The sequence below is a fragment of the Curtobacterium sp. VKM Ac-2865 genome (assembly GCF_015350905.1).
In the GTDB taxonomy this organism is placed as follows: Bacteria; Actinomycetota; Actinomycetes; order Actinomycetales; family Microbacteriaceae; genus Curtobacterium.
In genome coordinates this window covers 327,052-347,743 of sequence record NZ_JADKRZ010000001.1, presented here as the reverse complement: position 1 = coordinate 347,743, position 20,692 = coordinate 327,052, and the positions used below count along the sequence as shown (strand labels likewise).

At 69.9% G+C, this 20,692-nt stretch carries 16 protein-coding genes; 5 read left to right on the top strand and 11 right to left on the bottom strand.

Translation table 11 applies throughout. The features are described from left to right. Window positions 1-119: 119 nt before the first annotated feature. The 5 genes from tal to pgl all read left to right on the top strand — a co-directional run bounded on the left by tal (window position 120) and on the right by pgl (window position 6,239). Entirely contained in the window at window positions 120-1,235 is a 1,116-nt protein-coding gene (gene tal / locus ITJ54_RS01515) for a transaldolase (RefSeq protein ID WP_194625577.1), read from the top strand. After that, window positions 1,235-2,854 (top strand): glucose-6-phosphate isomerase, encoded by a 1,620-nt coding sequence (locus ITJ54_RS01510; protein ID WP_194625576.1) that lies wholly within the window; start codon window positions 1,235-1,237, stop codon window positions 2,852-2,854. Before tal ends, ITJ54_RS01510 begins: the two co-directional genes overlap by 1 nt. 22 nt (window positions 2,855-2,876) lie before the next feature. Next, on the top strand, window positions 2,877-4,415 hold the full coding sequence (gene zwf / locus ITJ54_RS01505) for a glucose-6-phosphate dehydrogenase (protein WP_194625575.1): 1,539 nt from the start codon (window positions 2,877-2,879) through the stop codon (window positions 4,413-4,415). Next, window positions 4,412-5,356 carry a glucose-6-phosphate dehydrogenase assembly protein OpcA gene (locus ITJ54_RS01500; RefSeq protein WP_194625574.1) on the top strand — a complete coding sequence of 315 codons (945 nt, stop codon included), beginning with the start codon at window positions 4,412-4,414 and terminating at the stop codon, window positions 5,354-5,356. The genes zwf and ITJ54_RS01500 overlap by 4 nt, the downstream gene beginning before the upstream one ends. Before the next feature lie 112 nt (window positions 5,357-5,468). Continuing rightward, window positions 5,469-6,239 (top strand): 6-phosphogluconolactonase, encoded by a 771-nt coding sequence (gene pgl, locus ITJ54_RS01495; RefSeq protein ID WP_194625573.1) that lies wholly within the window; start codon window positions 5,469-5,471, stop codon window positions 6,237-6,239. A 220-nt stretch (window positions 6,240-6,459) separates the two neighbouring features. Here the strand turns inward: pgl and ITJ54_RS01490 are convergent, their stop codons facing one another. The 11 genes from ITJ54_RS01490 to uvrB all read right to left on the bottom strand — a co-directional run bounded on the left by ITJ54_RS01490 (window position 6,460) and on the right by uvrB (window position 20,679). Further along, on the bottom strand, window positions 6,460-6,819 hold the full coding sequence (locus ITJ54_RS01490) for an RNA polymerase-binding protein RbpA (protein ID WP_071275214.1): 360 nt from the start codon (window positions 6,817-6,819) through the stop codon (window positions 6,460-6,462). 3 nt (window positions 6,820-6,822) lie between these two features. Continuing rightward, on the bottom strand, window positions 6,823-7,074 hold the full coding sequence (secG, locus tag ITJ54_RS01485) for a preprotein translocase subunit SecG (protein ID WP_071275211.1): 252 nt from the start codon (window positions 7,072-7,074) through the stop codon (window positions 6,823-6,825). Between the two features lie 104 nt (window positions 7,075-7,178). Then, window positions 7,179-7,958, bottom strand: coding sequence for a triose-phosphate isomerase (gene tpiA, locus ITJ54_RS01480; RefSeq protein WP_194625572.1), 780 nt, complete (start codon window positions 7,956-7,958; stop codon window positions 7,179-7,181). Further along, window positions 7,955-9,172, bottom strand: a complete 1,218-nt coding sequence (locus tag ITJ54_RS01475; protein ID WP_194625571.1) for a phosphoglycerate kinase — start codon at window positions 9,170-9,172, stop codon at window positions 7,955-7,957. The genes tpiA and ITJ54_RS01475 overlap by 4 nt, the downstream gene beginning before the upstream one ends. Window positions 9,173-9,176: 4 nt before the next feature. Beyond that, window positions 9,177-10,181, bottom strand: a complete 1,005-nt coding sequence (gap, locus tag ITJ54_RS01470) for a type I glyceraldehyde-3-phosphate dehydrogenase (protein ID WP_194625570.1) — start codon at window positions 10,179-10,181, stop codon at window positions 9,177-9,179. A gap of 165 nt (window positions 10,182-10,346) precedes the next feature. After that, entirely contained in the window at window positions 10,347-11,327 is a 981-nt protein-coding gene (gene whiA / locus ITJ54_RS01465; protein ID WP_194625569.1) for a DNA-binding protein WhiA, read from the bottom strand. Between the two features lie 78 nt (window positions 11,328-11,405). Then, window positions 11,406-12,293 carry an RNase adapter RapZ gene (rapZ, locus tag ITJ54_RS01460; RefSeq protein ID WP_194625568.1) on the bottom strand — a complete coding sequence of 296 codons (888 nt, stop codon included), beginning with the start codon at window positions 12,291-12,293 and terminating at the stop codon, window positions 11,406-11,408. A gap of 150 nt (window positions 12,294-12,443) precedes the next feature. Next, window positions 12,444-14,567, bottom strand: a complete 2,124-nt coding sequence (gene uvrC / locus ITJ54_RS01455; RefSeq protein WP_194625567.1) for an excinuclease ABC subunit UvrC — start codon at window positions 14,565-14,567, stop codon at window positions 12,444-12,446. After that, window positions 14,568-17,633 carry an excinuclease ABC subunit UvrA gene (gene uvrA / locus ITJ54_RS01450; protein ID WP_228508122.1) on the bottom strand — a complete coding sequence of 1,022 codons (3,066 nt, stop codon included), beginning with the start codon at window positions 17,631-17,633 and terminating at the stop codon, window positions 14,568-14,570. It abuts the gene before it with no gap. A gap of 48 nt (window positions 17,634-17,681) precedes the next feature. Continuing rightward, the gene (locus ITJ54_RS01445; RefSeq protein WP_194625566.1) at window positions 17,682-18,599 is read right to left on the bottom strand and encodes an SDR family NAD(P)-dependent oxidoreductase; all 918 of its coding nucleotides are present in this window, start codon (window positions 18,597-18,599) and stop codon (window positions 17,682-17,684) included. Further along, window positions 18,589-20,679 (bottom strand): excinuclease ABC subunit UvrB, encoded by a 2,091-nt coding sequence (gene uvrB / locus ITJ54_RS01440; protein WP_194625565.1) that lies wholly within the window; start codon window positions 20,677-20,679, stop codon window positions 18,589-18,591. Before uvrB ends, ITJ54_RS01445 begins: the two co-directional genes overlap by 11 nt. Window positions 20,680-20,692: the final 13 nt, after the last annotated feature.

Here is a 20,692-nt window from a genome sequence, read left to right as displayed (position 1 = left end):
CCCTTCCGACGGGAGGCCCGCTGCGGCCCCGCAACGGGCCTCCCGTCCTCAGACGCTCACCCCACAGACCCCGACTCACCGCTCAGAGCGAGCGCACGTCGACGAAAGAAGAGAAACACATGACTGACACCACTCCCACCGAAGCCCTCTCCGCCGTCGGCGTGAGCATCTGGCTCGACGACCTCTCCCGCGAGCTCCTCGAGACCGGCCGGCTCGAGAACCTCATCAAGGACCGCAACGTCGTCGGCGTGACGACCAACCCGACGATCTTCGCGTCGGCCCTCGCCAAGGGCGAGCGCTACGACGACCAGGTCAAGGAGCTCGCCGCTGCCGACACCGACGTGACGGACGCGATCTTCGCGATCACCACGCAGGACGTCGCCAACGCGTCCGACGTCTTCAAGCCGATCTACGACGAGACCAAGGGCTTCGACGGCCGTGTCTCGATCGAGGTCGAGCCGGGCCTCGCCCACGACACCGCCAAGACCATCGAGCAGGCCAAGTTCCTGTTCGACAAGGTCGGCCGCGAGAACGTCCTCATCAAGATCCCCGCGACGCTCGAGGGCCTCGAGGCCATCACCGAGGTCATCGGCGCCGGCATCTCCGTCAACGTCACGCTGATCTTCTCGCTCGAGCGCTACCGCGCCGTCATCGACGCCTACCTCGGTGGGCTCGAGAAGGCCAAGGCCGCCGGCCACGACCTCTCGAAGATCCACTCGGTCGCGTCCTTCTTCGTGTCGCGTGTCGACTCCGAGATCGACAAGCGTCTCGACGCCGTCGGCACCGACGAGGCCAAGGCCCTCAAGTCGAAGGCCGGCATCGCCAACGCGCAGCTCGCCTACCAGGTGTGGACCCAGGCCTTCGCCTCGGAGCGCGCCCTCGGCCTGCTCGAGGCCGGCGCGAACACCCAGCGTCCGCTCTGGGCCTCGACCGGCGTCAAGGACCCGTCGCTCTCCGACACGCTCTACGTGACCGAGCTCGCCGCGCCGAACACCGTCAACACGATGCCCGGCAAGACGCTCGAGGCCACGTTCGACCACGGTCAGGTCCACGGTGACGCGATCGCCGGCACGTTCGACTCGGCCAACGAGTTCATGGACCAGCTGGCCGCGGCCGGCGTCGACTACGACGACGTCGTCGCGCTCCTCGAGAAGGAGGGCGTGGACAAGTTCAACGTCTCCTGGGGTGAGCTCGTCGAGACCGTCAAGACGGCACTCGAGAACGCCAAGAAGTAGTGACTGTCTCCATCGCCGCCAGGGGTGACGCGGCGCGGGCCATCGAACAGGTGGTCCCGCGCCTCGTCACCGACCTGGTGGCGTCGGGCATCACCGCCCAGGACCCCGACCTCTGGGGCCCGGCGGCGGAGACCGAGGCCGCCTCGCGCCTCGGGTGGGTCGAAGCCGTCGCGACCTCGCGGCCGCTCGTCCCGCAGATCGTCGAACTGCGCGAGCAGCTCCTCGCCGACGGGGTCGACCACGTCGTCCTCGCCGGCATGGGCGGCTCGTCGCTGGCACCCGAGGTCATCACCCGCACCGCGGGCGTCCCCCTCTCGGTGCTCGACTCGACCGACCCCGCCCAGGTCACCGCAGCGCTGACCGACCGCCTCGAGCGCACCGTGCTCGTCGTGTCGTCGAAGTCCGGCTCCACGCTGGAGACCGACTCGCAGCGCCGCGTCTACGAGCAGGCGTTCCAGGACGCCGGCATCGACCCGTCCGGCCGCATCGTCGTCGTCACCGACCCGGGCTCCCCGCTCGAGGCCGCGGCGACCGACGCCGGCTACCGCGTCTTCACGGCAGACCCGACCGTCGGTGGCCGCTGGTCCGCACTGACCGCTTTCGGCCTCGTGCCGTCGGGTCTGGCGGGCGCGGACATCGGGGAGCTGCTCGACGAGGCCGACGCCATCTCGGCGCTCCTGTCGGTCGACATCGACGAGAACCCCGGGCTCGTGCTCGGCGCGGTCCTCGCCGGCACCGACCCGCTGCGCGACAAGATCGGCATCGTCGCGGACGGCACCCACATCATCGGCTTCGCCGACTGGGCCGAACAGCTGATCGCCGAGTCCACCGGCAAGGCCGGCAAGGGCCTGCTCCCCGTCGTCCTCGACGTCGACGCCCCCGAGCTCACGGCCGACCTGCACGACGTGCAGGTCATCCGGCTCGTCGGGTCCGCCAGGGAGGAACGCCACGTCGCCGACCACGAGCTCGAGATCACCGGCACCCTCGGTGGACAGTTCCTCGTGTGGGAGTACGCCGTGGCCGTCGCCGGGCGCCTGCTCGGCATCGACCCGTTCGACCAGCCCGACGTGGAGGCCGCCAAGGTCGCCACCCGGGCACTGCTCGACGGCGACCAGCCGGCGTCCGCGCAGGCCGAGCCCGCCTTCCGGGAGTCCGGCATCACGGTGTCCGCGATCGGTCTCGAGACCGGCAGCAGCATCGCCCAGGCCGTGACGAGCCTCCTGTCCGCTGTCGGCCCCGACGGCTACGTCGCCATCCAGGCGTACGTGGACCGCGGCGTCAACCGCGAACTCGCGGTGCTCCGCGACGTCGTCGCCGAGCGCATCGGCCGACCGGTCACGTTCGGCTACGGCCCGCGGTTCCTGCACTCCACCGGCCAGTACCACAAGGGCGGACCCGCGACGGGGGTGTTCCTGCAGATCCTCGCGGACGACGCGGGCGACCTGCCGATCCCCGGGCGGCCCTTCACGTTCGGCCAGCTCATCCGGGCCCAGGCAGCCGGGGACGCCAGCGTCCTCGCGCAGCACGGCCGCCCGGTGCTGACGCTGTCGTCCGGGGACCTCCCCGCCCTGGCAGACGTCGTCACCGCCGCGGTCCAGGGGCCCACACCCACTTCCTGACACCAAAGGAGTTCACCGACACATGTCACCGGTGGCGATCACCCCGGAGCACAACCCGCTCCGGTTGCCCACGGACCGTCGACTGAACCGGATCGCGGGTCCCAGCACCCTCATCATCTTCGGCGTGACGGGCGACCTGTCCCGCAAGAAGCTGATGCCCGCGGTCTACGACCTCGCGAACCGGGGACTCCTGCCCCCGGGGTTCGCGCTGGTCGGGTTCGCTCGGCGCGACTGGGAGGACCAGGACTTCTCCCAGCTCGTCCACGACGCGGTCAAGGAACACTCCAGGACCCCCTTCGACGAGGACGTCTGGCGGCAGCTCGAACAGGGCATCCGCTTCGTCCAGGGGTCGTTCGACGACCCCGAGGCCTTCGTCCAGCTCAAGGAGACCGTCGACGCCCTCGACGCCGAGCGGGGCACCCTGGGCAACCACGCGTTCTACCTGTCCATCCCGCCGAAGATGTTCCCGGTCGTCACCGAGCAGCTCAAGCTGTCCGGCCTGACGGACAAGCCGGAGGGCTCGTGGAGCCGCGTCGTCGTGGAGAAGCCCTTCGGGTCCGACCTCCGCACCGCACGCGAGCTCAACGCGATCGTCGAGAGCGTCTTCGCACCCGACGACGTCTTCCGCATCGACCACTACCTCGGCAAGGAGACCGTCCAGAACCTCCTGACCCTGCGGTTCGCGAACCAGATGTACGAACCCATCTGGAACTCGAACTACGTGGACCACGTGCAGATCACGATGGCCGAGGACATCGGCGTCGCCGGACGCGCCGCGTACTACGACGGCATCGGTGCGGCGCGCGACGTCATCCAGAACCACCTGCTGCAGCTCCTCGCCCTCACGGCGATGGAGGAGCCCGTCTCGTTCAAGGCCGGACACCTCCGCGCCGAGAAGGAGAAGGTGCTCTCCGCGGTCGAGCTGCCGGAGGACCTGTCCACCGCCACCGCTCGCGGGCAGTACTCGGGCGGCTGGCAGGGCGGCGAGAAGGTCCTCGGGTTCCTGGACGAGGCGGGCATGAACCCCGAGTCCACGACCGAGACCTTCGCCGCGGTGAAGCTCAACATCGCGACCCGTCGCTGGCAGGGCGTGCCGTTCTACCTCCGCGCGGGCAAGCGTCTCGGCCGCCGTGTGACCGAGATCGCGATCGTGTTCAAGCGCGTCCCGGAGGCCGTGTTCGGCATCCCGCAGTCCCCCCTCGGCCAGAACGCGCTCGTCGTCCGTGTCCAGCCGGACGAGGGCGTCACGCTCCGCTTCGGCTCGAAGGTCCCCGGCGTCGGCACGCAGGTGCGCGACGTGACGATGGACTTCGGCTACGGCCACGCGTTCACCGAGGCATCCCCCGAGGCCTACGAGCGACTCATCCTCGACGTCCTCCTCGGTGACCCGCCGCTGTTCCCGCGGCACCAGGAGGTCGAGCTGTCCTGGAAGATCCTCGACCCGATCGAGGAGTTCTGGGCCACGCAGGGCCAGCCCGAGCAGTACCGTCCTGGGACGTGGGGTCCGGCTTCGGCCGACGACCTCCTCGCCCGCGACGGCCGGACCTGGAGGCGTCCATGAAGATCGACCTGCCCAACACCACGGTCTCGAAGATCCAGAAGACCCTCGTCCACATCCGCGAGGAAGGGGGCGCTGTCGCACTCGGCCGTGTCCTCACGCTGATCATCTCGACGGCCCTCGGCCACGAGGAAGAGGCGATCGCGGCCGCGAACGAGGCATCCCGCGAGCACCCGATGCGCGTGATCATCGTGTCGAAGAACGACGGCGACAACGCGTCGCCCGGCCGTCTCGACGCGCAGATCCGCGTGGGGAGCGACGCCGGCGCCAGTGAGGTCATCGTCCTGCGTGCCTACGGCGAGACGGCCACCGACGAGGAGAGCCTCGTCACCGGCCTGCTCCTGCCCGACGCGCCGGTCGTCGCCTGGTGGCCCGGGATCGCACCGCCGAAGCCGGCGGAGTCCTCGCTCGGGCGCATCGCCCAGCGTCGGATCACGGACGCCGCCGCACAGCGGGACCCGAACACGGCGATCACCGCCCTGGGCGAGTCCTACGTGCCCGGTGACACCGACTTCGCGTGGACCCGTCTGACCCTCTGGCGGAACCAGCTCGCTGCGGCGCTCGACCAGCCGCCGTACGAGCCGGTCACCGGCGTCGAGGTCTCCGGGGCCAGCGACAGCCCGTCGACGTTCCTCCTCGCCGCCTGGCTGCAGCTGCAGCTCCAGGTGCCGGTGTCGGTCGTCACGTCGCCCCGCGCGACGGGCTCGAGCGGCATCCACGGCGTCACGCTGTCCCGCGAGTCCGGCGACATCGAGCTCGAACGCTCGCTCGTCGACGTGGCCACGCTGTCGATGCCCGGGCAGCCGGTGCACGACCTGTCGCTGCCACGCCGGAACCTGCGCGACTGCCTCGCCGAGGAACTCCGTAGACTCGACCCCGACGTCCTCTTCGGAGACGTCGTCAAGCACGGCGTGGCGCAGCTCCGCGACTCGATCGCGAGCTGACCAGCACCACCGCGGTCCGACCGTCCCGCCCCTGTCGCCACGGCAGCAGGGGCGGACCGGACGGGCCGACCGCGACCACATCCCCTGGCCGCTCCACGAACACGGGAGTCACGTGACCAACGAACGGCGGGTGCTCGTGCACCCGGACAAGCAGGCCCTCGGCGCGTCGGTCGCCGCACGCTTCATCACGAAGATCATCGACGTGCTGGACGAGCAGGAGCGGGCGGACATCGCCATCAGCGGTGGGTCGGTGTCCACACTGGTGCTCGCCGCCATCGGTCAGTCGCAGGCTCGCGAGAGCGTCGACTGGTCCAAGGTGCACGTCTGGTGGGTCGACGAGCGCTGGGCACCGGAGGGCGACGCCGACCGCAACGTCACGGGCACGCAGGCCGACTTCTTCGACCACGTCGGCATCCCCACCGCGAACATCCACCCGATGGCCGCGTCCGACGCCGGACTCAGCATCGACGAGGCTGCCGCGCAGTACGAGCGCGAGCTCCAGGCCGCAGCGCCCGACTCCGCGATCGCGCCGAAGTTCGACATCACCCTGCTCGGTGTCGGCCCGGACGGGCACACCGCGTCGCTGTTCCCGGAGTTCCCGCAGCTCACGTTGATCGACCGTGTGGTCGTGCCGGTCGACGACTCCCCCAAGCCGCCGCCGCAGCGTCTGACCCTGACCTACCCCGCGATCAACGCGTCGCAGCGGGTGTGGGTCATCCTGTCCGGCGCCGAGAAGGCCTCGGTCCTCGGACTCGCCCTCGCGGGTGCGTCGGTGGACGAGGTCCCCGTCGGTGGCGTCCAGGGTCGCAAGCGCACCGTCTTCTTCGTGGACCAGGACGCCGCCCGCGACGTCCCGGAGAACCTCATCGCGTCGACCTACTGACGCACCCCACGGACGGGAGGCCCGGTGCCAGCTGGCACCGGGCCTCCCGTCTGTCTGTGGTCCCGTCCGGCACCGCCCACGTCGCTGAGATCGCACTTCGGGTCGGCACCTCGCTCCGCGAGCCGACACGAAGTGCGATCTCACCGGGCGCCGGACGTCGGCCAACGACGACGAAGGCCCCCGCACCATCGGTGCGGGGGCCTTCGTGTGGAACGGGTGCCTACTTCGCGGTGCCGCGACGCTGGCGGAGCTGCTGCAGCGCGTCCTCGAGGAGCTGGGCTGCCTCTTCCTCGGTGCGGCGCTCCTTCACGTACGCGAGGTGCGTCTTGTAGGGCTCGGTCTTGGAGACCACGGGCGGGTTCTCCTTGTCGCGACCGGCGGGGAGTCCGCTGGACGGCGAGTCGACCGTCTCGGGGATCTCCTCATCGGGGAGGGTCGCGGAGAAGTACCGCACGACCTCGTTCCCGAGGGCGTCCCAGTACGAGATCGCGACGCGCTCTGCCTGGACCCCGCGGTCCTGCTCCCCCATCGGGCCCGCGCCGACGCGAGACCCTCGGATTGCACTGCCTCCGGATGCCATGGCTCAGCTCCCCGCTGTGAACTTGTTGATGAGACCGAGCACGATGATGCTCGTGATCCACAGGAGTCCGAGGATCACCGTGATGCGGTTCAGGTTGCGCTCGGCCACGCCGGACGCCCCGAGGTTGCTCGTCACGCCACCGCCGAACATGTCGGAGAGGCCGCCACCGCGACCCTTGTGCAGGAGGATGAGGAGCGTGAGCAGGAGGCTCGTGATAGCGAGCAGGACCTGCAGCACGACGGAGAGTATCGCCACGACGTACCTTTCGTGTCAGTCAGCCGTACCAGTGTACCGGCCGAGCAGTGCTCGGCCGGTACCGGGACGGGAGTGGTGCGGGAGCGGGTGCTCCAGGTGCTGGGTCAGAGCCCGACGTGCTGGCGGAACCGCGCGATCGCGGCGAACTCCTGCACGTCGAGGGACGCCCCGCCGACGAGCGCGCCGTCCACGTCGGGCTCACGGAGGAACCCGGCGATGTTGCCGGACTTGACCGAGCCGCCGTAGAGCACTCGCGTCGCCGCGGCTGCTTCGTCGCCCCAGGCCGCAGCGATCCCACGACGGAGTGCGGCGCACTCGTCCTGGGCCTGCTCGGCCGTGGCGGCCTGGCCGGAGCCGATGGCCCAGACGGGCTCGTAGGCGACGACGATCTCGGACGACGGCCCGGTGTCGAGGACGACCTGGAGCTGTTCGACCGGCACGACACCGGGGCCGCGCTCGTCGCGCTGCTCCCCGGTCTCGCCGACGCAGACGATCGGGACGAGACCGTGCTTGACGGCCGCCGCGGTCTTCGCGGCGACGACCTGGTCGGTCTCCCCGTGCACGGTTCGGCGCTCGGAGTGGCCGACGATCACGTAGGCGGCGTCGAGCGCTGCCAGGAACGCGCCGGACACGTCACCGGTGTACGCACCGGAGTCGTGCTGCGAGAGGTCCTGGGCGCCGAAGCGGATCGGGAGCTTGTCGGCGGAGATGAGCGTCTGCACGCTGCGCAGGTCGGTGAAGGGCGGGAACACCGCGACCTCGACGTCGTCGAAGTCGTGGCGGGCGTCCTTGAGCGTCCATGCGAGCTTCTGCACGGTCGCGATGGCCTGCAGATGATCGAGATTCATCTTCCAGTTGCCGGCGATGAGCGGTGTGCGGCTCATGCTGTCCACCCCAGGGCTTCGAGGCCGGGCAGCGACTTGCCCTCGAGGAACTCGAGGCTCGCACCGCCACCGGTCGAGATGTGCCCGAACTGGTCGTCCGTGAAGCCGAGCGACCGGACCGCTGCGGCGGAGTCACCGCCGCCGACGACACCGAGGCCGTCGACCTCGGTCAGTGCCTGTGCGACCGTCTTCGTACCGGCGGCGAACGCCGGGAACTCGAACACGCCCATGGGACCGTTCCAGAACACGGTCTTCGAGCCGGACACGGCCTTCGCGAACCGCGCTGCGGTCTCCGGGCCGATGTCGAGGCCGATGCCGTCCGCACCGAACGAAGAGGACTCGATGGCGTCGGCCGGGACCGTCTCGTGGTCGGCGTCGGCGGCGAACCCGGAGGCCACCACCACGTCGGTCGGCAGGTCGATCGTGACGCCGAGGTCCTTCGCCCGCGAGACGTACTCGCGCACGACGTCGAGCTGGTCCTGCTCGAGGAGCGACTTCGCCACCCCATGGCCTTCGGCAGCCAGGAAGGTGAAGAGCATGCCGCCGCCGATGCAGAGCGTGTCGACCTTGGGCAGGATGTGGTCGATGACGCCGAGCTTGTCGCTGACCTTGGACCCGCCGAGCACCACCGTGTAGGGGCGCTCCGGGTCCTTGGTCAGGCGCTCCAGCACGGTGAGCTCCTGCTCGATGAGCTGCCCGGCCGCGGACGGCAGGGCGGAGGCGAGCTCGTAGACCGAGGCCTGCTTGCGGTGCACGACGCCGAAGCCGTCGGACACGAACGCGTCGCCGAGTGCAGCGATGCGCTCCGCGAAGGCGCTGCGCTCGGCGGCGTCCTTCGAGGTCTCCTCCGGGTTGAAGCGGAGGTTCTCGAGCAGCAGGACGTCACCGTCCTCGAGGTCCTCGGCGGCCGCGGTGGCCTCGTCGCCGACGGTCTCGCCGACGAAGGTCACCGGCTTCCCGAGCAGCTCCGAGAGCCGCTGGGCGACCGGCGCGAGCGAGAACTCGGGCTTGGGTTCGCCGTCGGGACGACCGAGGTGGGAGACCACGATGACCCGCGCGCCAGCGGTGATCAGCGTGTTCAACGTGGTGAGCGACGCCCGCACGCGGCCGTCGTCCATGATCGTGCCGTCCTTGAGCGGGACGTTCAGGTCACAGCGGACGACGACGCGCTTGCCGGCGAGGTCGCCGAGGTCCTCGAGGGTGCGGAGAGTCATGCGCTCAGAGCCGCGCGCCGACGTACTCGGTGAGGTCGACGAGGCGGTTCGAGTAGCCCCACTCGTTGTCGTACCACGAGGTGATCTTCACGAGCCCGCCGATGACCTTGGTCAGGCCGGAGTCGTAGATCGAGGAGTGCGGGTCCGTGGTGATGTCGGTCGACACCAGCGGGTCCTCGCTGTAGAGCAGGATGCCCTTCATCGGGCCCTCTGCTGCCTCCTTGTACGCGGCGTTGATCTCGTCGACGGTGACCTCGGACTTGGTCTCGAGGGTGAGGTCGGTGATCGAGCCGGTGGGGACCGGGACGCGCAGCGCGAAGCCGTCGAGCTTGCCGGCGAGCTCGGGCATGACCAGGCCGATGGCCTTGGCGGCACCGGTCGAGGTCGGCACGATGTTCAGCGCGGCGGCACGGGCACGGCGGGGGTCCTTGTGCGGGCCGTCCTGCAGGTTCTGGTCGGCGGTGTAGGCGTGGACCGTGGTCATGAGACCGCGCTCGATGCCGAACTTGTCGTGGAACACCTTGGCGAGCGGCGCGAGGCTGTTCGTGGTGCACGACGCGTTCGAGATGATGTGGTGGTTCGCGGCGTCGTACTGGTCCTCGTTCACGCCGAGCACGATGGTGACGTCGTCACCCGTGGCCGGGGCGGAGATGATGACCTTCTTGGCGCCGGCGTCGATGTGCTTCTGCGCATCGGCGGCCTTGGTGAAGAAGCCGGTCGACTCGATGACGATGTCGACGCCCAGCTCGCCCCAGGGGAGGTTCGCGGGGTCGCGCTCCGCGAGGACCTTGATCGGCTTGCCGTCGACGACGATGTTGTCGCCCTCGAGCTCGACGGAGACGCCGAGACGACCCGTGATCGAGTCGAACTTGAGCAGGTTCGCGAGTGCGGCGTTGTCGGTGAGGTCGTTCACCGCCACGATCTCGAGGTCGCTGCCCTTGGCCAGGGCGGCCCGGAAGAAGTTGCGGCCGATCCGGCCGAAGCCGTTGATACCGATCTTGACGGTCAAAGGATCTCCTGTGGGTGTGGAGCGCCCGAGGACGCTGCTTTCGGGAGTCACGCACCCGTGACGGGAACGCGGGTGGCTGACGATACGCCCCGTAACGCCACCGAAACGAGCCTAGCAGTCAGCGCCCCGCACGCCGCCTGGACGACGTCGACCGTCCAGCGGACGTCAGACGCCCTCGAGCTCCTCGGGGACGCTGGCCTCGGTGCCCGGGATGTCGAGCTCGACGGCACGCTTGTCGGCCATCGCGAGCAGACGGCGGATGCGGCCCGCGATGGCGTCCTTGGTCATGGGCGGGTCCGCGTGCTGGCCGAGCTCGTCGAGCGAGGCGTCGCGGTGCTGCAGGCGGAGCGACCCGGCGTACTGCAGGTGGTCGGGGACCTCGTCGCCGAGGATCTCGAGCGCTCGCTCGACCCGGGCGCACGCCGCGACGGCGGCCTGGGCGGATCGACGGAGGTTGGCGTCGTCGAAGTTCACCAGGCGGTTGGCGGTGGCTCGGACCTCGCGGCGCTGGCGCATCTCCTCCCACTCGGCCGTGGTGCGCGCAGCACCCATGACGGTGAGCATCTGCCCGATGGCCTCGCCGTCACGGATGACGACGCGGTGCACCCCGCGGACCTCGCGGCCCTTCGCGGCGACGCCGAGGCGTGACGCGGCTCCGACCAGGGCCATCGCGGCCTCGTTGCCCGGGCAGGTGACCTCGAGCGCAGCGGCCCGGCCCGGGTCGGTCAGGGTGCCGGCGGCGAGGAAGGCTCCGCGCCAGATGGCGGCCAGGTCCTCGCGGTTGCCCGTGGTGAGCCGGTTCGGGAGCCCGCGCACGGGACGACGACGGGCGTCCATCAGGCCGGTCTGGCGGGCGAGGGTCTCCCCCGCCTCGAGGACGCGGACCAGGTAGCGGGTGCCGCGGCGGGCCGAGGCGGTCGAACCGACCGAAGCCTCGCTGCGCACGCCGTACAGCTCGGCCAGGTCCTTGCGCACGCGGTGCACGATGATCCGGGTGTCGAGCTCGACCTCGACGGCGATCCTGCCGGAGATGACGTGCAGGCCACCCGCGAACCGGAGGATCGTCGCGAGTTCGGCGGCACGGACCGTGTTGCGGCCCACGACGACCCTGGCCAGTTCGTCCTTGACCTCGGCAGTCAACGGCACAGCATCATTCCTAACGTTTCTGGTGGTGGGGCTCGTCGGTCCCGTTGGCGCACCCGTGTGCAGCGGCCGGTGGGACGGTCACTCCCGGCCGAGATCTCGGTTCTTCACACGCACGGCGACGTTGGGCATCCCGCGGAGGACGCTCGCCAACTCGGCGACGATGGCGACCGAGCGGTGCTTCCCGCCGGTACAGCCGATGGCGATCGTAGCGTGTCTTTTGTTCTCGCGCTGGTACCCGGCGAGCACGGGCTCGAGCACGGACGCGTAGCGATCGACGAACTGCCGGGCACCCGACTGGGCCAGCACGTAGTCGGAGACCGGCTCGTCGAGACCGGTGTGCTCACGGAGTTCCGGCACCCAGTAGGGGTTCGGGATGAAGCGCACGTCGGCGACCATGTCGGCGTCCGTCGGCAGCCCGTACTTGAAGCCGAAGCTCATCAGCGTCACCTGGACACCGGTGAAGCGGTCCTCCGCGAACTTCTCGGTGATGGTGTTCGCGAGTTGGTGGATGTTCAGGTCCGAGGTGTCGATGATCACGTCGGACGCCTCGCGCAGCCCGAGCAGCCGGGTGCGCTCACGGGCGATGCCGTCGAGCAGGGTGTCCTCGCCCTGGAGCGGGTGGGGGCGGCGCACCTGCTCGAACCGTCGCACGAGGACCTGGTCGGTCGCTTCGAGGAACAGCACGCGGACCCGCGCGGACGTGCTCGAGCGGAGCTGCTCGACCGCGTGCTCGGGCGCGGTGAAGTAGCGCCCTCCGCGGACGTCCACCACCGCGGCGAGCTTCGGGATCTTCTCCCCAGCACGGTCGGCCAGGTCGGTGAGCGGCCCGAGCATCTGCGTGGGCAGGTTGTCCACGACGTACCAGTCGAGGTCCTCGAGCGCCTTGCCGACCGTCGAACGGCCGGCGCCCGACATCCCGGTGACGATGAGGACGTCGTGCTGGGGCTTCGGTTCGGTGTCCGTCATCTGGGAGATGTGCTCCGTCGTCGCTGCCCGGGCGCGTCGCCCGGGTGGTCCGGTGGCCCGCAGAGCGGGCCGGGGGTGTGGTGGGTCGGCGTCAAGGCTACCGTCCGGCACGCGCGAGCGGACCGACCGGCCTGGAGGCTCGTGGCGGGGTCACGACGGCCGCGTCGGACCGTCGCTGGTCACCTCGGGGACCCGCACCGGGCCTCCTGTCCGGTCGTCCGTCGGATCCGCGGAGGCGGACGCACCGGAGTCCTCGGCGCCCGTCGGACCGGTCGGGCTGGTCGGCTCGGCTGGGCTGGTCGGCTCGGTTGGGGACTCCCCGGTCGGCGTGCTCGTCGGGACGGTCTGCAGCTTCCGGACGACCGCGGCGGCCGTGGCCGGGCCGATGCCCGGGACCACGCCGATCTCCTCGGCGGTGGCACCACGGAGCCGCGCCACCGAGCCGAAGTGCTTCAGCAGCGCGCTGACCCGGCTCGGGCCGAGGCCCGGGATCTCGGACAGCTGCGTGCGGACGTCGCGCTTGCGGCGCCCGCGCTGGTGCGTGATCGCGAAGCGGTGCGCCTCGTCGCGGATGCGCTGGATGAGGAACAGCGCCTCGGAGTTGCGCGGCAGGATCACCGGGAAGTCGTCGTCGGGCAGCCAGAGCTCCTCGAGCCGCTTGGCGATGCCGACGAGGGCGATGTCGGTGACCCCGGCCTCGTCCATCGCGCGCTTGGCGGCTGCCACCTGAGGCTGGCCACCGTCGACGATGAGCAGCTGCGGCCGGTACGCGAAGCGCTTCGTCGGCTTCTCGACCGCGACGACGCCGTCGGCGTTGTGGTCGGGCTGGTCCGGCAGCTCGGCGTCCTCGTCGAGCCGTGCGAGGCGACGGGTCAGCACCTGGTGCATGCTGTCGGTGTCGTCGCGGGTCTCGGCGATCGAGTAGCGGCGGTACTGGTCCTTGCGCGGCAGGCCGTCCTCGAACACCACCATCGAGGCGACGACGTTCGTGCCCTGCAGGTGCGAGATGTCGTAGCACTCCATGCGCAGCGGCGCCTCGGTCATGCCGAGGGCCTCCTGGATGTCGGCCAGCGCCGCGGCACGCGTGGTGTAGTCGGCGGAGCGCTTCGTCTTGTAGAGCATGAGGGCCTGCTGCGCGTTCTGCGACGCCGTGCGGGCCAGGCCAGCCCGGTCACCGCGCTGCGCGGTGCTGAGCTTCGTGCCGCGCCCACCACGGCGCTCGCTGAGCCACTGCTGCAGGGCGTCGGCGTCCTCGGGGAGCTCGGGCACGACGACCTCGCGCGGGGGCTCCTCCATGCTCGGACTGGTCAGCGCGCCGGCGGTCTGGGGCGCCAGCTCGCCGTCGGCGTAGACGCCCTGGACGATCTGCTCGACGAGGTCGCCGGTGCTGATGTCGAGCTCCTTGTCGACGACCCACCCGCGCACACCGCGGATGCGGCCACCACGGACGGAGAACAGCTGGACCGCGGCCGCGAGCTCGTCCTCGGCGATGCCGAAGAGGTCGAGGTCGACCGAGTCCTTCAGCACCACGGCGGACTTCTCGAGCACGGCTTCGAGGGCCTCGACCTGGTCGCGGAACCGGGCGGCCTGCTCGTACTGCATCGCGTCGGCCGACGCGCCCATCCGCTGCCGGAGCTGCGTGATGATCCGGCGGTCGTAGCTGCCCATGAAGCGGACGAACTCCTCGACCATGGCACGGTGCTCGGCGATCGTGACGCGCTGCGAGCACGGTCCACCGCACTTGCCGATCTGCCCCGGGAAGCAGGGCTTGCCCGTCTGCATGGCGCGCTTGTACGAGGAGTCCGAGCACGTGCGGATCGGGAACACCTTGATCATCAGGTCGATCGTGTCGTGCACGGCCCAGATCTTCGGGTACGGGCCGAAGTACTTCGCGCCCCGGATCTTCCGGTTGCGCGTCACCATGACCCGGGGGGCTTCGTCCCCGAGCGTGATCGCCATGTACGGGTACGACTTGTCGTCCCGGAACTTGACGTTGAAGGGCGGGTCGAACTCCTTGATCCAGGTGTACTCGAGCTGCAGGGCCTCGATGTCGGAGCCGACGGTCGTCCACTCGACGCTCCGGGCGGTCAGGACCATCCGCCGGGTGCGTTCGTGGAGCGTGGGCAGCGGGGCGAAGTAGTTGCTCAGGCGGGCGCGGAGGTTCTTCGCCTTGCCGACGTAGAGCACCCGGCCGTTGCCGTCACGCCAGCGGTAGACGCCAGGGTCGGTCGGGATCTCCCCCGCCTTCGGGCGCCACGAGACGGTGTCCGTCACCTACCGAGCACCGGCCTTCTGCTTGTCGGCCGCGCTGCCGCGCTTGAGCGAGCCGAGCTTGGACTCGTCGACCGAGCGGGCGCCGACCGAGCGCTCCTTGCCGACGCGGGCGTCCTGGGCCTCGAGGATCTCGCGGAGGAACACCCCCGTGTGGCTCTCGGGGACCTCGGCGATGTGCTCCGGGGTGCCCACGGCCAGGACCGTGCCGCCGCCGGAGCCGCCCTCCGGCCCCATGTCGATGACCCAGTCGGCGGACTTGATGACGTCGAGGTTGTGCTCGATCGTGATGACCGTGTTGCCCTTGTCGACCAGGCTCTGCAGCACGAGGAGCAGCTTGCGGACGTCCTCGAAGTGCAGACCGGTCGTCGGCTCGTCGAGCACGTACACGGTGCGGCCGTTCGAGCGGCGCTGGAGCTCGGTCGCGAGCTTGACGCGCTGGGCCTCACCGCCGGACAGGGTCGTGGCGCTCTGCCCGAGGCGGACGTAGCCGAGGCCGACGTCGACGAGGGTCGCCATGTAGCGGTGGATCGCGGAGATCGGTTCGAAGAACTCGGCGGCCTCGCTGATGGGCATGTCGAGGACCTCGGAGATGTCCTTGCCCTTGTAGTGGACCTGCAGCGTCTCGCGGTTGTAGCGGGCACCGCCGCAGACCTCGCACGCGACGTAGACGTCGGGCAGGAAGTTCATCTCGATCTTGATGGTGCCGTCACCGGAGCAGTTCTCGCAGCGACCGCCCTTGACGTTGAAGCTGAAGCGGCCGGGCAGGTACCCGCGCGCCTTGGCTTCGGTCGTCTCGGCGAAGAGCCCGCGGATGCGGTCGAAGACGCCGGTGTAGGTCGCCGGGTTCGAGCGCGGGGTGCGACCGATCGGCGCCTGGTCGACGTGCACGACCTTGTCGAGCTGGTCGAGGCCCTTGACGCGGGTGTGCTTGCCGGCGATGTGCCGGGCACCGTTGAGCTGGTTCGCGAGCACCTTGTAGAGGATGTCGTTGACCAGGGTTGACTTGCCCGATCCGCTGACGCCCGTCACCGCGGTGAACACGCCGAGCGGGAAGTCGGCGTCGACCTCCTGCAGGTTGTTGGCGCGGGCACCCTGCACGCTGATGACCCGCTTGCGGTTGACCTTGCGGCGCGACGCGGGCATGTCGATCGCGCGACGACCGGCGAGGTAGTCCCCGGTGATCGACTCGCGGTTCTCGATCATGTCGGCGTAGGAGCCCGAGTGCACGACGTTGCCGCCGTTCACGCCGGCGCCGGGGCCGATGTCGACGACCCAGTCCGCCGTGCGGATGGTGTCCTCGTCGTGCTCGACGACGATGAGCGTGTTGCCGAGGTTCTTGAGCTTGACGAGGGTGTCGATGAGTCGGCGGTTGTCGCGCTGGTGCAGCCCGATGCTCGGTTCGTCGAGGACGTAGAGCACGCCGGTCAGGCCGGAGCCGATCTGCGTGGCCAGGCGGATGCGCTGGGCCTCACCGCCGGAGAGCGACCCGGCGCCGCGGGACAGGGTGAGGTAGTTCAGTCCGACCTCGAGCAGGAACTCGAGTCGGGCGCGGATCTCCCGCAGGACCGCCGCCGCGATGTGGGCTTCGCGGTCGGTGAGCGACAGGGTGTCCATGAACGCGTAGGCGTCGTCGAGGCTCAGCTGGGTGACGTCGGCGATGCTGTGGTCGGCGACGGTGACGCCGAGGACCTCGGGCTTCAGGCGCGTGCCGTCGCAGACGGGGCAGGGGACCTCGCGCAGGTAGCCCTGGAAGCGCTGGCGCTGCGAGTCCGACTCGGCCTCGGCGAACTTGCGCTCGATGTAGGGCATGACGCCCTCGAACCCGCTGGTGTAGCGCATCTCACGGCCGAAGCGGTTGCGCCACGACACCGAGACCTCGAAGTCCTTGCCGGTGAGGATCGCGGCCTGCACCGTCGGGTCGAGCTGGTTCCAGGGGGTGTCGAGCTTGAAGCCGAGCTCCTTGCCGAGGCCGCCGAGCAGCTTCTCGAAGTAGGAGTAGAGCCCGCTCGTGCCGGTCCAGGGGAGCAGGACGCCGCCGGAGAGCGTGGCCTCCGGGTCACCGAGCACCAGGTCGGGATCGACGGACATCCGCGTGCCCAGGCCGGAGCACTCCGGGCAGGCACCGAACGGCGCGTTGAACGAGAACGTGCGGGGTTCGATCTCGGTGAGCGCGAGAGGGTGATTGTTCGGGCAGGAGAGGTTCTCGGAGTAGGTGCGGACAGCACCGGGCCCCTCGTGGTCCACCAGGTCTATCGCCACGGTGCCGTTGGTCAGGCGCAGTGCGGTCTCCAGCGAGTCCGTCAGGCGGCCGAGGATGTCGTCGCTCGCCACCAGGCGGTCGATGATGACCGAGATGTCGTGCTTGACCTGCTTCTTCAGCGTGGGCGGGCTGTTCAGCTGGATCCGCTCGCCGTCGACGATCGCGCGGGAGTAGCCGGACGCCGCGAGCTCCTGGAAGAGGTCGACGAACTCGCCCTTCTTCTTCGACACGATCGGCGCCAGGACCTGGAACCGCGTGCCGGACTCCTGCGTCATCAGCTGGTCGGCGATCTGCTGCACGCTCTGCTTGCTGATGACCTCGCCGCAGACGGGGCAGTGCGGGATGCCGATGCGCGCCCAGAGCAGGCGCATGTAGTCGTAGACCTCGGTGATCGTGCCGACGGTGGACCGCGGGTTGCGGTTCGTCGACTTCTGGTCGATCGACACGGCGGGCGACAGGCCCTCGATGAAGTCGACGTCGGGGCGGTCGACCTGGCCGAGGAACTGGCGCGCGTAGGCCGAGAGCGACTCGACGTAGCGACGCTGCCCCTCGGCGAAGATCGTGTCGAACGCCAGCGAGGACTTCCCCGAGCCGGACAGGCCCGTGAACACGACGAGCGAGTCGCGTGGGATCTCGAGGTCCACGTCACGCAGGTTGTGCACGCGTGCACCACGGACGCTGAGCGTCGACGTGCTGTGCGGGGCGGTGCCGCCGGGGAGGTGCAGGTCTGCAGGCTCGAGGTCCGCGGAGTCGCCGAAGGCGTTCCGGCCGGAGGTCGCGGAGTCGCGGTCAGAAGTGATGGTCATCACCGACGATTGTACGAACCGGCTCCGACATTCGCCGACCCGAGGGCCTCACCCGAGTGCGTCGAGAGCGAACGCCACCCCGGAGACCTGCTCGCTGGCGCGCCAGAGCCGTGCCGCCTGGGTGCGGTCGTGGGCCCGGGGCTCCGCGCGCACCACCGACGCGGGACCGCGCAGCTGGAACGGACCACTCGGGCCCCAGTACTCCCCCGAGCGGACGTCGCCGCCGACGGCCGCGTGGACGAGCGGCAGCGCGCCGGCGTCCTTGCCCTGGGCGTAGAGCCGCTGACCGGGGCGGGTCCAACCGGGTTCGCTCCGCGCCGGTGCGACGTCGGGGCGTGCGGGCGAGAGGGCCTCGAGCGCCAGGCCCGGATGCGCGACGACGCTCGACACCGGGGAGCCGGCGTCGGCGAGTCGTTCCGCCAGCTCGAACCCGAACAGCATCACCGCGAGCTTGCTGCGGCCGTACTGGCGGTAGCTCGAGTAGTGCCCGACGCGCAGGGGGTCGGTGTGGTCGAGCGACGCCCAGCGGTGGGCGATGGAGCCGAGGTGCACGACCCGGCCGGCGGTGGGCTCGAGGAGCGGCAGGACGAGGCCGGTGAGCGCGAAGTGCCCGACGTGGTTGGTCCCGACCTGCAGTTCCACACCCTGGGCAGTGAACCGCTCGGTGCTCGACCCGACGACTCCGGCGTTGTTCACCAGGGCGTCGACCGGCCCCAGCGCTCCGAGCGCGTCGGCAGCCGCGCGGACGCTGTCGAGGTCCGCGAGGTCGACGTGCAGCTGCGCGAGGTCCGCCGTCGGCACGTGCTGCCGGATGCTCCGCTCCGCCGCTGCTGCCCGGTCGGGGCTGCGGGTCGCGAGCACGACGCGGTGCCCGGCGCGTGCCAGCTGCTCGGCCGCGTGGTACCCGAGACCGGCACTGGCACCCGTGACCACGACGGTCTTCGGCGCACCGCCCTCAGTTGACATGCCCCGCCGACTCCATCTGCCGGAGCGCCTTCTTGAGGTCCTGGACCTCGTCACGCAGACGCCCCGCCAGCTCGAACTTGAGCTCCGACGCTGCCTGCAGCATCTGGTCGTTGAGGTCGGCGATCGTGGCCTCGAGCTGGGTGGCGCCCTCGCCGGCGATTCCCGTGCGCTTGAGGTTCGGCGTGGGCGCACGACGGCCGTCGCGCACGCCGCCACCGCGGCGCTCGAGGAGCTCCTTGGTGTCCTCGTTCTCGCGGTTGAGCTGCTCGGTGATGTCGCCGATCTTCTTCCGCAGGGGCTGCGGGTCGATGCCGTGCTCGAGGTTGTAGGCCACCTGCTTCTCGCGGCGTCGGTCGGTCTCCTCGATCGCCTGGGTCATCGAGGCGGTCATCTTGTCGGCGTACATGAGCACCTGGCCGGAGACGTTGCGCGCCGCACGGCCGATGGTCTGGATGAGCGACGTCGCCGAGCGCAGGAAGCCCTCCTTGTCGGCGTCGAGGATCGCCACGAGGGAGACCTCCGGCAGGTCGAGGCCTTCACGGAGCAGGTTGATGCCGACGAGCACGTCGTAGACGCCCTGACGGAGCTCGGTCAGGAGCTCGACGCGCTTGAGCGTGTCGACGTCGGAGTGCAGGTACCGGACACGGACCCCGGCGTTGCCGAGGAAGTCGGTCAGCTCCTCGGCCATGCGCTTGGTCAGCGTCGTGACGAGGACGCGCTCGTCCTTCTCGACGCGCTGCCGGATCTCCTCGAGCAGGTCGTCGATCTGGCCGTCGGACGGCTTCACGACGATCTCGGGGTCGATCAGGCCCGTCGGGCGGATGATCTGCTCGACGACGCTGTCCGTGATGCCGAGCTCGTACTTGCCGGGGGTCGCCGACAGGAAGACCTTCTGCCCGGCGCGCTCGAGGAACTCCTCCCACTTGAGCGGGCGGTTGTCCATCGCGCTGGGGAGTCGGAAGCCGTGCTCGACCAGGGTGCGCTTGCGGGAGGCGTCACCTTCGTACATCGCACCGATCTGCGGCACGGTCACGTGGGACTCGTCGATCACGATGAGGAAGTCGTCGGCGAAGTAGTCGAGCAGGCAGTGGGGGGCCTCCCCCGGCATGCGGCCGTCGACGTGCCGGGAGTAGTTCTCGATGCCCGAGCAGAACCCGATCTGCTCCATCATCTCGATGTCGAACGTGGTGCGCATGCGCAGCCGCTGGGCCTCGAGCAGCTTGCCCTGGCCTTCGAGCTCGGCGAGGCGCTCGGCCAGCTCTTCCTTGATGGTGCCGATCGCCCGGTGCATGACGTCGGTGTCCGCCACGTAGTGCGACGCGGGGAAGATCGAGACCGCGGGGAGGTCGTCGATGACGGTGCCGGTCAGGGGGTGCAGCGAGCTGAGGGCTTCGATCTCGTCGCCGAACATCTCGATGCGGATCGCGTGCTCTTCGTACATCGGGATGATCTCGATGGTGTCGCCGCGTACCCGGAAGGTACCGCGGGCGAAGTCGACGTCGTTGCGCTGGTACTGCATGGCGACGAACCGGCGGACGAGCTGGTCACGCGAGATCTCCTGCCCGACCGACAGCGCCACCGACGCGTTCATGTACTGCTCCGGCGTGCCGAGGCCGTAGATGCAGGACACGGTCGAGACCACCACGACGTCACGCCGGCTGAGCAGCGAGTTCGTCGTGGAGTGCCGGAGACGTTCGACCTCGGCGTTGACCGAGGAGTCCTTCTCGATGAAGGTGTCCGTCTGCGGGACGTAGGCCTCTGGCTGGTAGTAGTCGTAGTACGAGACGAAGTACTCGATCGCGTTCTCCGGCAGCAGGCTGCGGAACTCCGTCGCGAGCTGCGCCGCGAGGGTCTTGTTGTGCGCGAGCACGAGCGTCGGGCGCTGCACCTGCTCGATGAGCCACGCGGTCGTCGCCGACTTGCCCGTACCGGTCGCACCGAGGAGCACCACGTCGGTCTCACCCGCGTTGATGCGCCCCGCGAGCTCGGCGATCGCGGCGGGCTGGTCACCGCTCGGCGAGTACTCGCTGATCACCTCGAACGGACGGACCGAGCGGACCGGTTTGACTGCAACTACCATGCGTCAATCGTAG

Excerpts from the sequence above, each read along its gene's own strand:
- tal (WP_194625577.1), top strand. The coding sequence starts at position 120 with ATGACTGACACCACTCCCACCGAAGCCCTCTCCGCCGTCGGCGTGAGC.
- zwf (WP_194625575.1), top strand. The coding sequence starts at position 2,877 with ATGTCACCGGTGGCGATCACCCCGGAGCACAACCCGCTCCGGTTGCCC.
- ITJ54_RS01500 (WP_194625574.1), top strand. The coding sequence starts at position 4,412 with ATGAAGATCGACCTGCCCAACACCACGGTCTCGAAGATCCAGAAGACC.
- ITJ54_RS01490 (WP_071275214.1), bottom strand. The coding sequence starts at position 6,819 with ATGGCATCCGGAGGCAGTGCAATCCGAGGGTCTCGCGTCGGCGCGGGC.
- tpiA (WP_194625572.1), bottom strand. The coding sequence starts at position 7,958 with ATGAGCCGCACACCGCTCATCGCCGGCAACTGGAAGATGAATCTCGAT.
- ITJ54_RS01475 (WP_194625571.1), bottom strand. The coding sequence starts at position 9,172 with ATGACTCTCCGCACCCTCGAGGACCTCGGCGACCTCGCCGGCAAGCGC.
- rapZ (WP_194625568.1), bottom strand. The coding sequence starts at position 12,293 with ATGACGGACACCGAACCGAAGCCCCAGCACGACGTCCTCATCGTCACC.
- uvrA (WP_228508122.1), bottom strand. The coding sequence starts at position 17,633 with ATGACCATCACTTCTGACCGCGACTCCGCGACCTCCGGCCGGAACGCC.
- ITJ54_RS01445 (WP_194625566.1), bottom strand. The coding sequence starts at position 18,599 with ATGTCAACTGAGGGCGGTGCGCCGAAGACCGTCGTGGTCACGGGTGCC.
- uvrB (WP_194625565.1), bottom strand. The coding sequence starts at position 20,679 with ATGGTAGTTGCAGTCAAACCGGTCCGCTCGGTCCGTCCGTTCGAGGTG.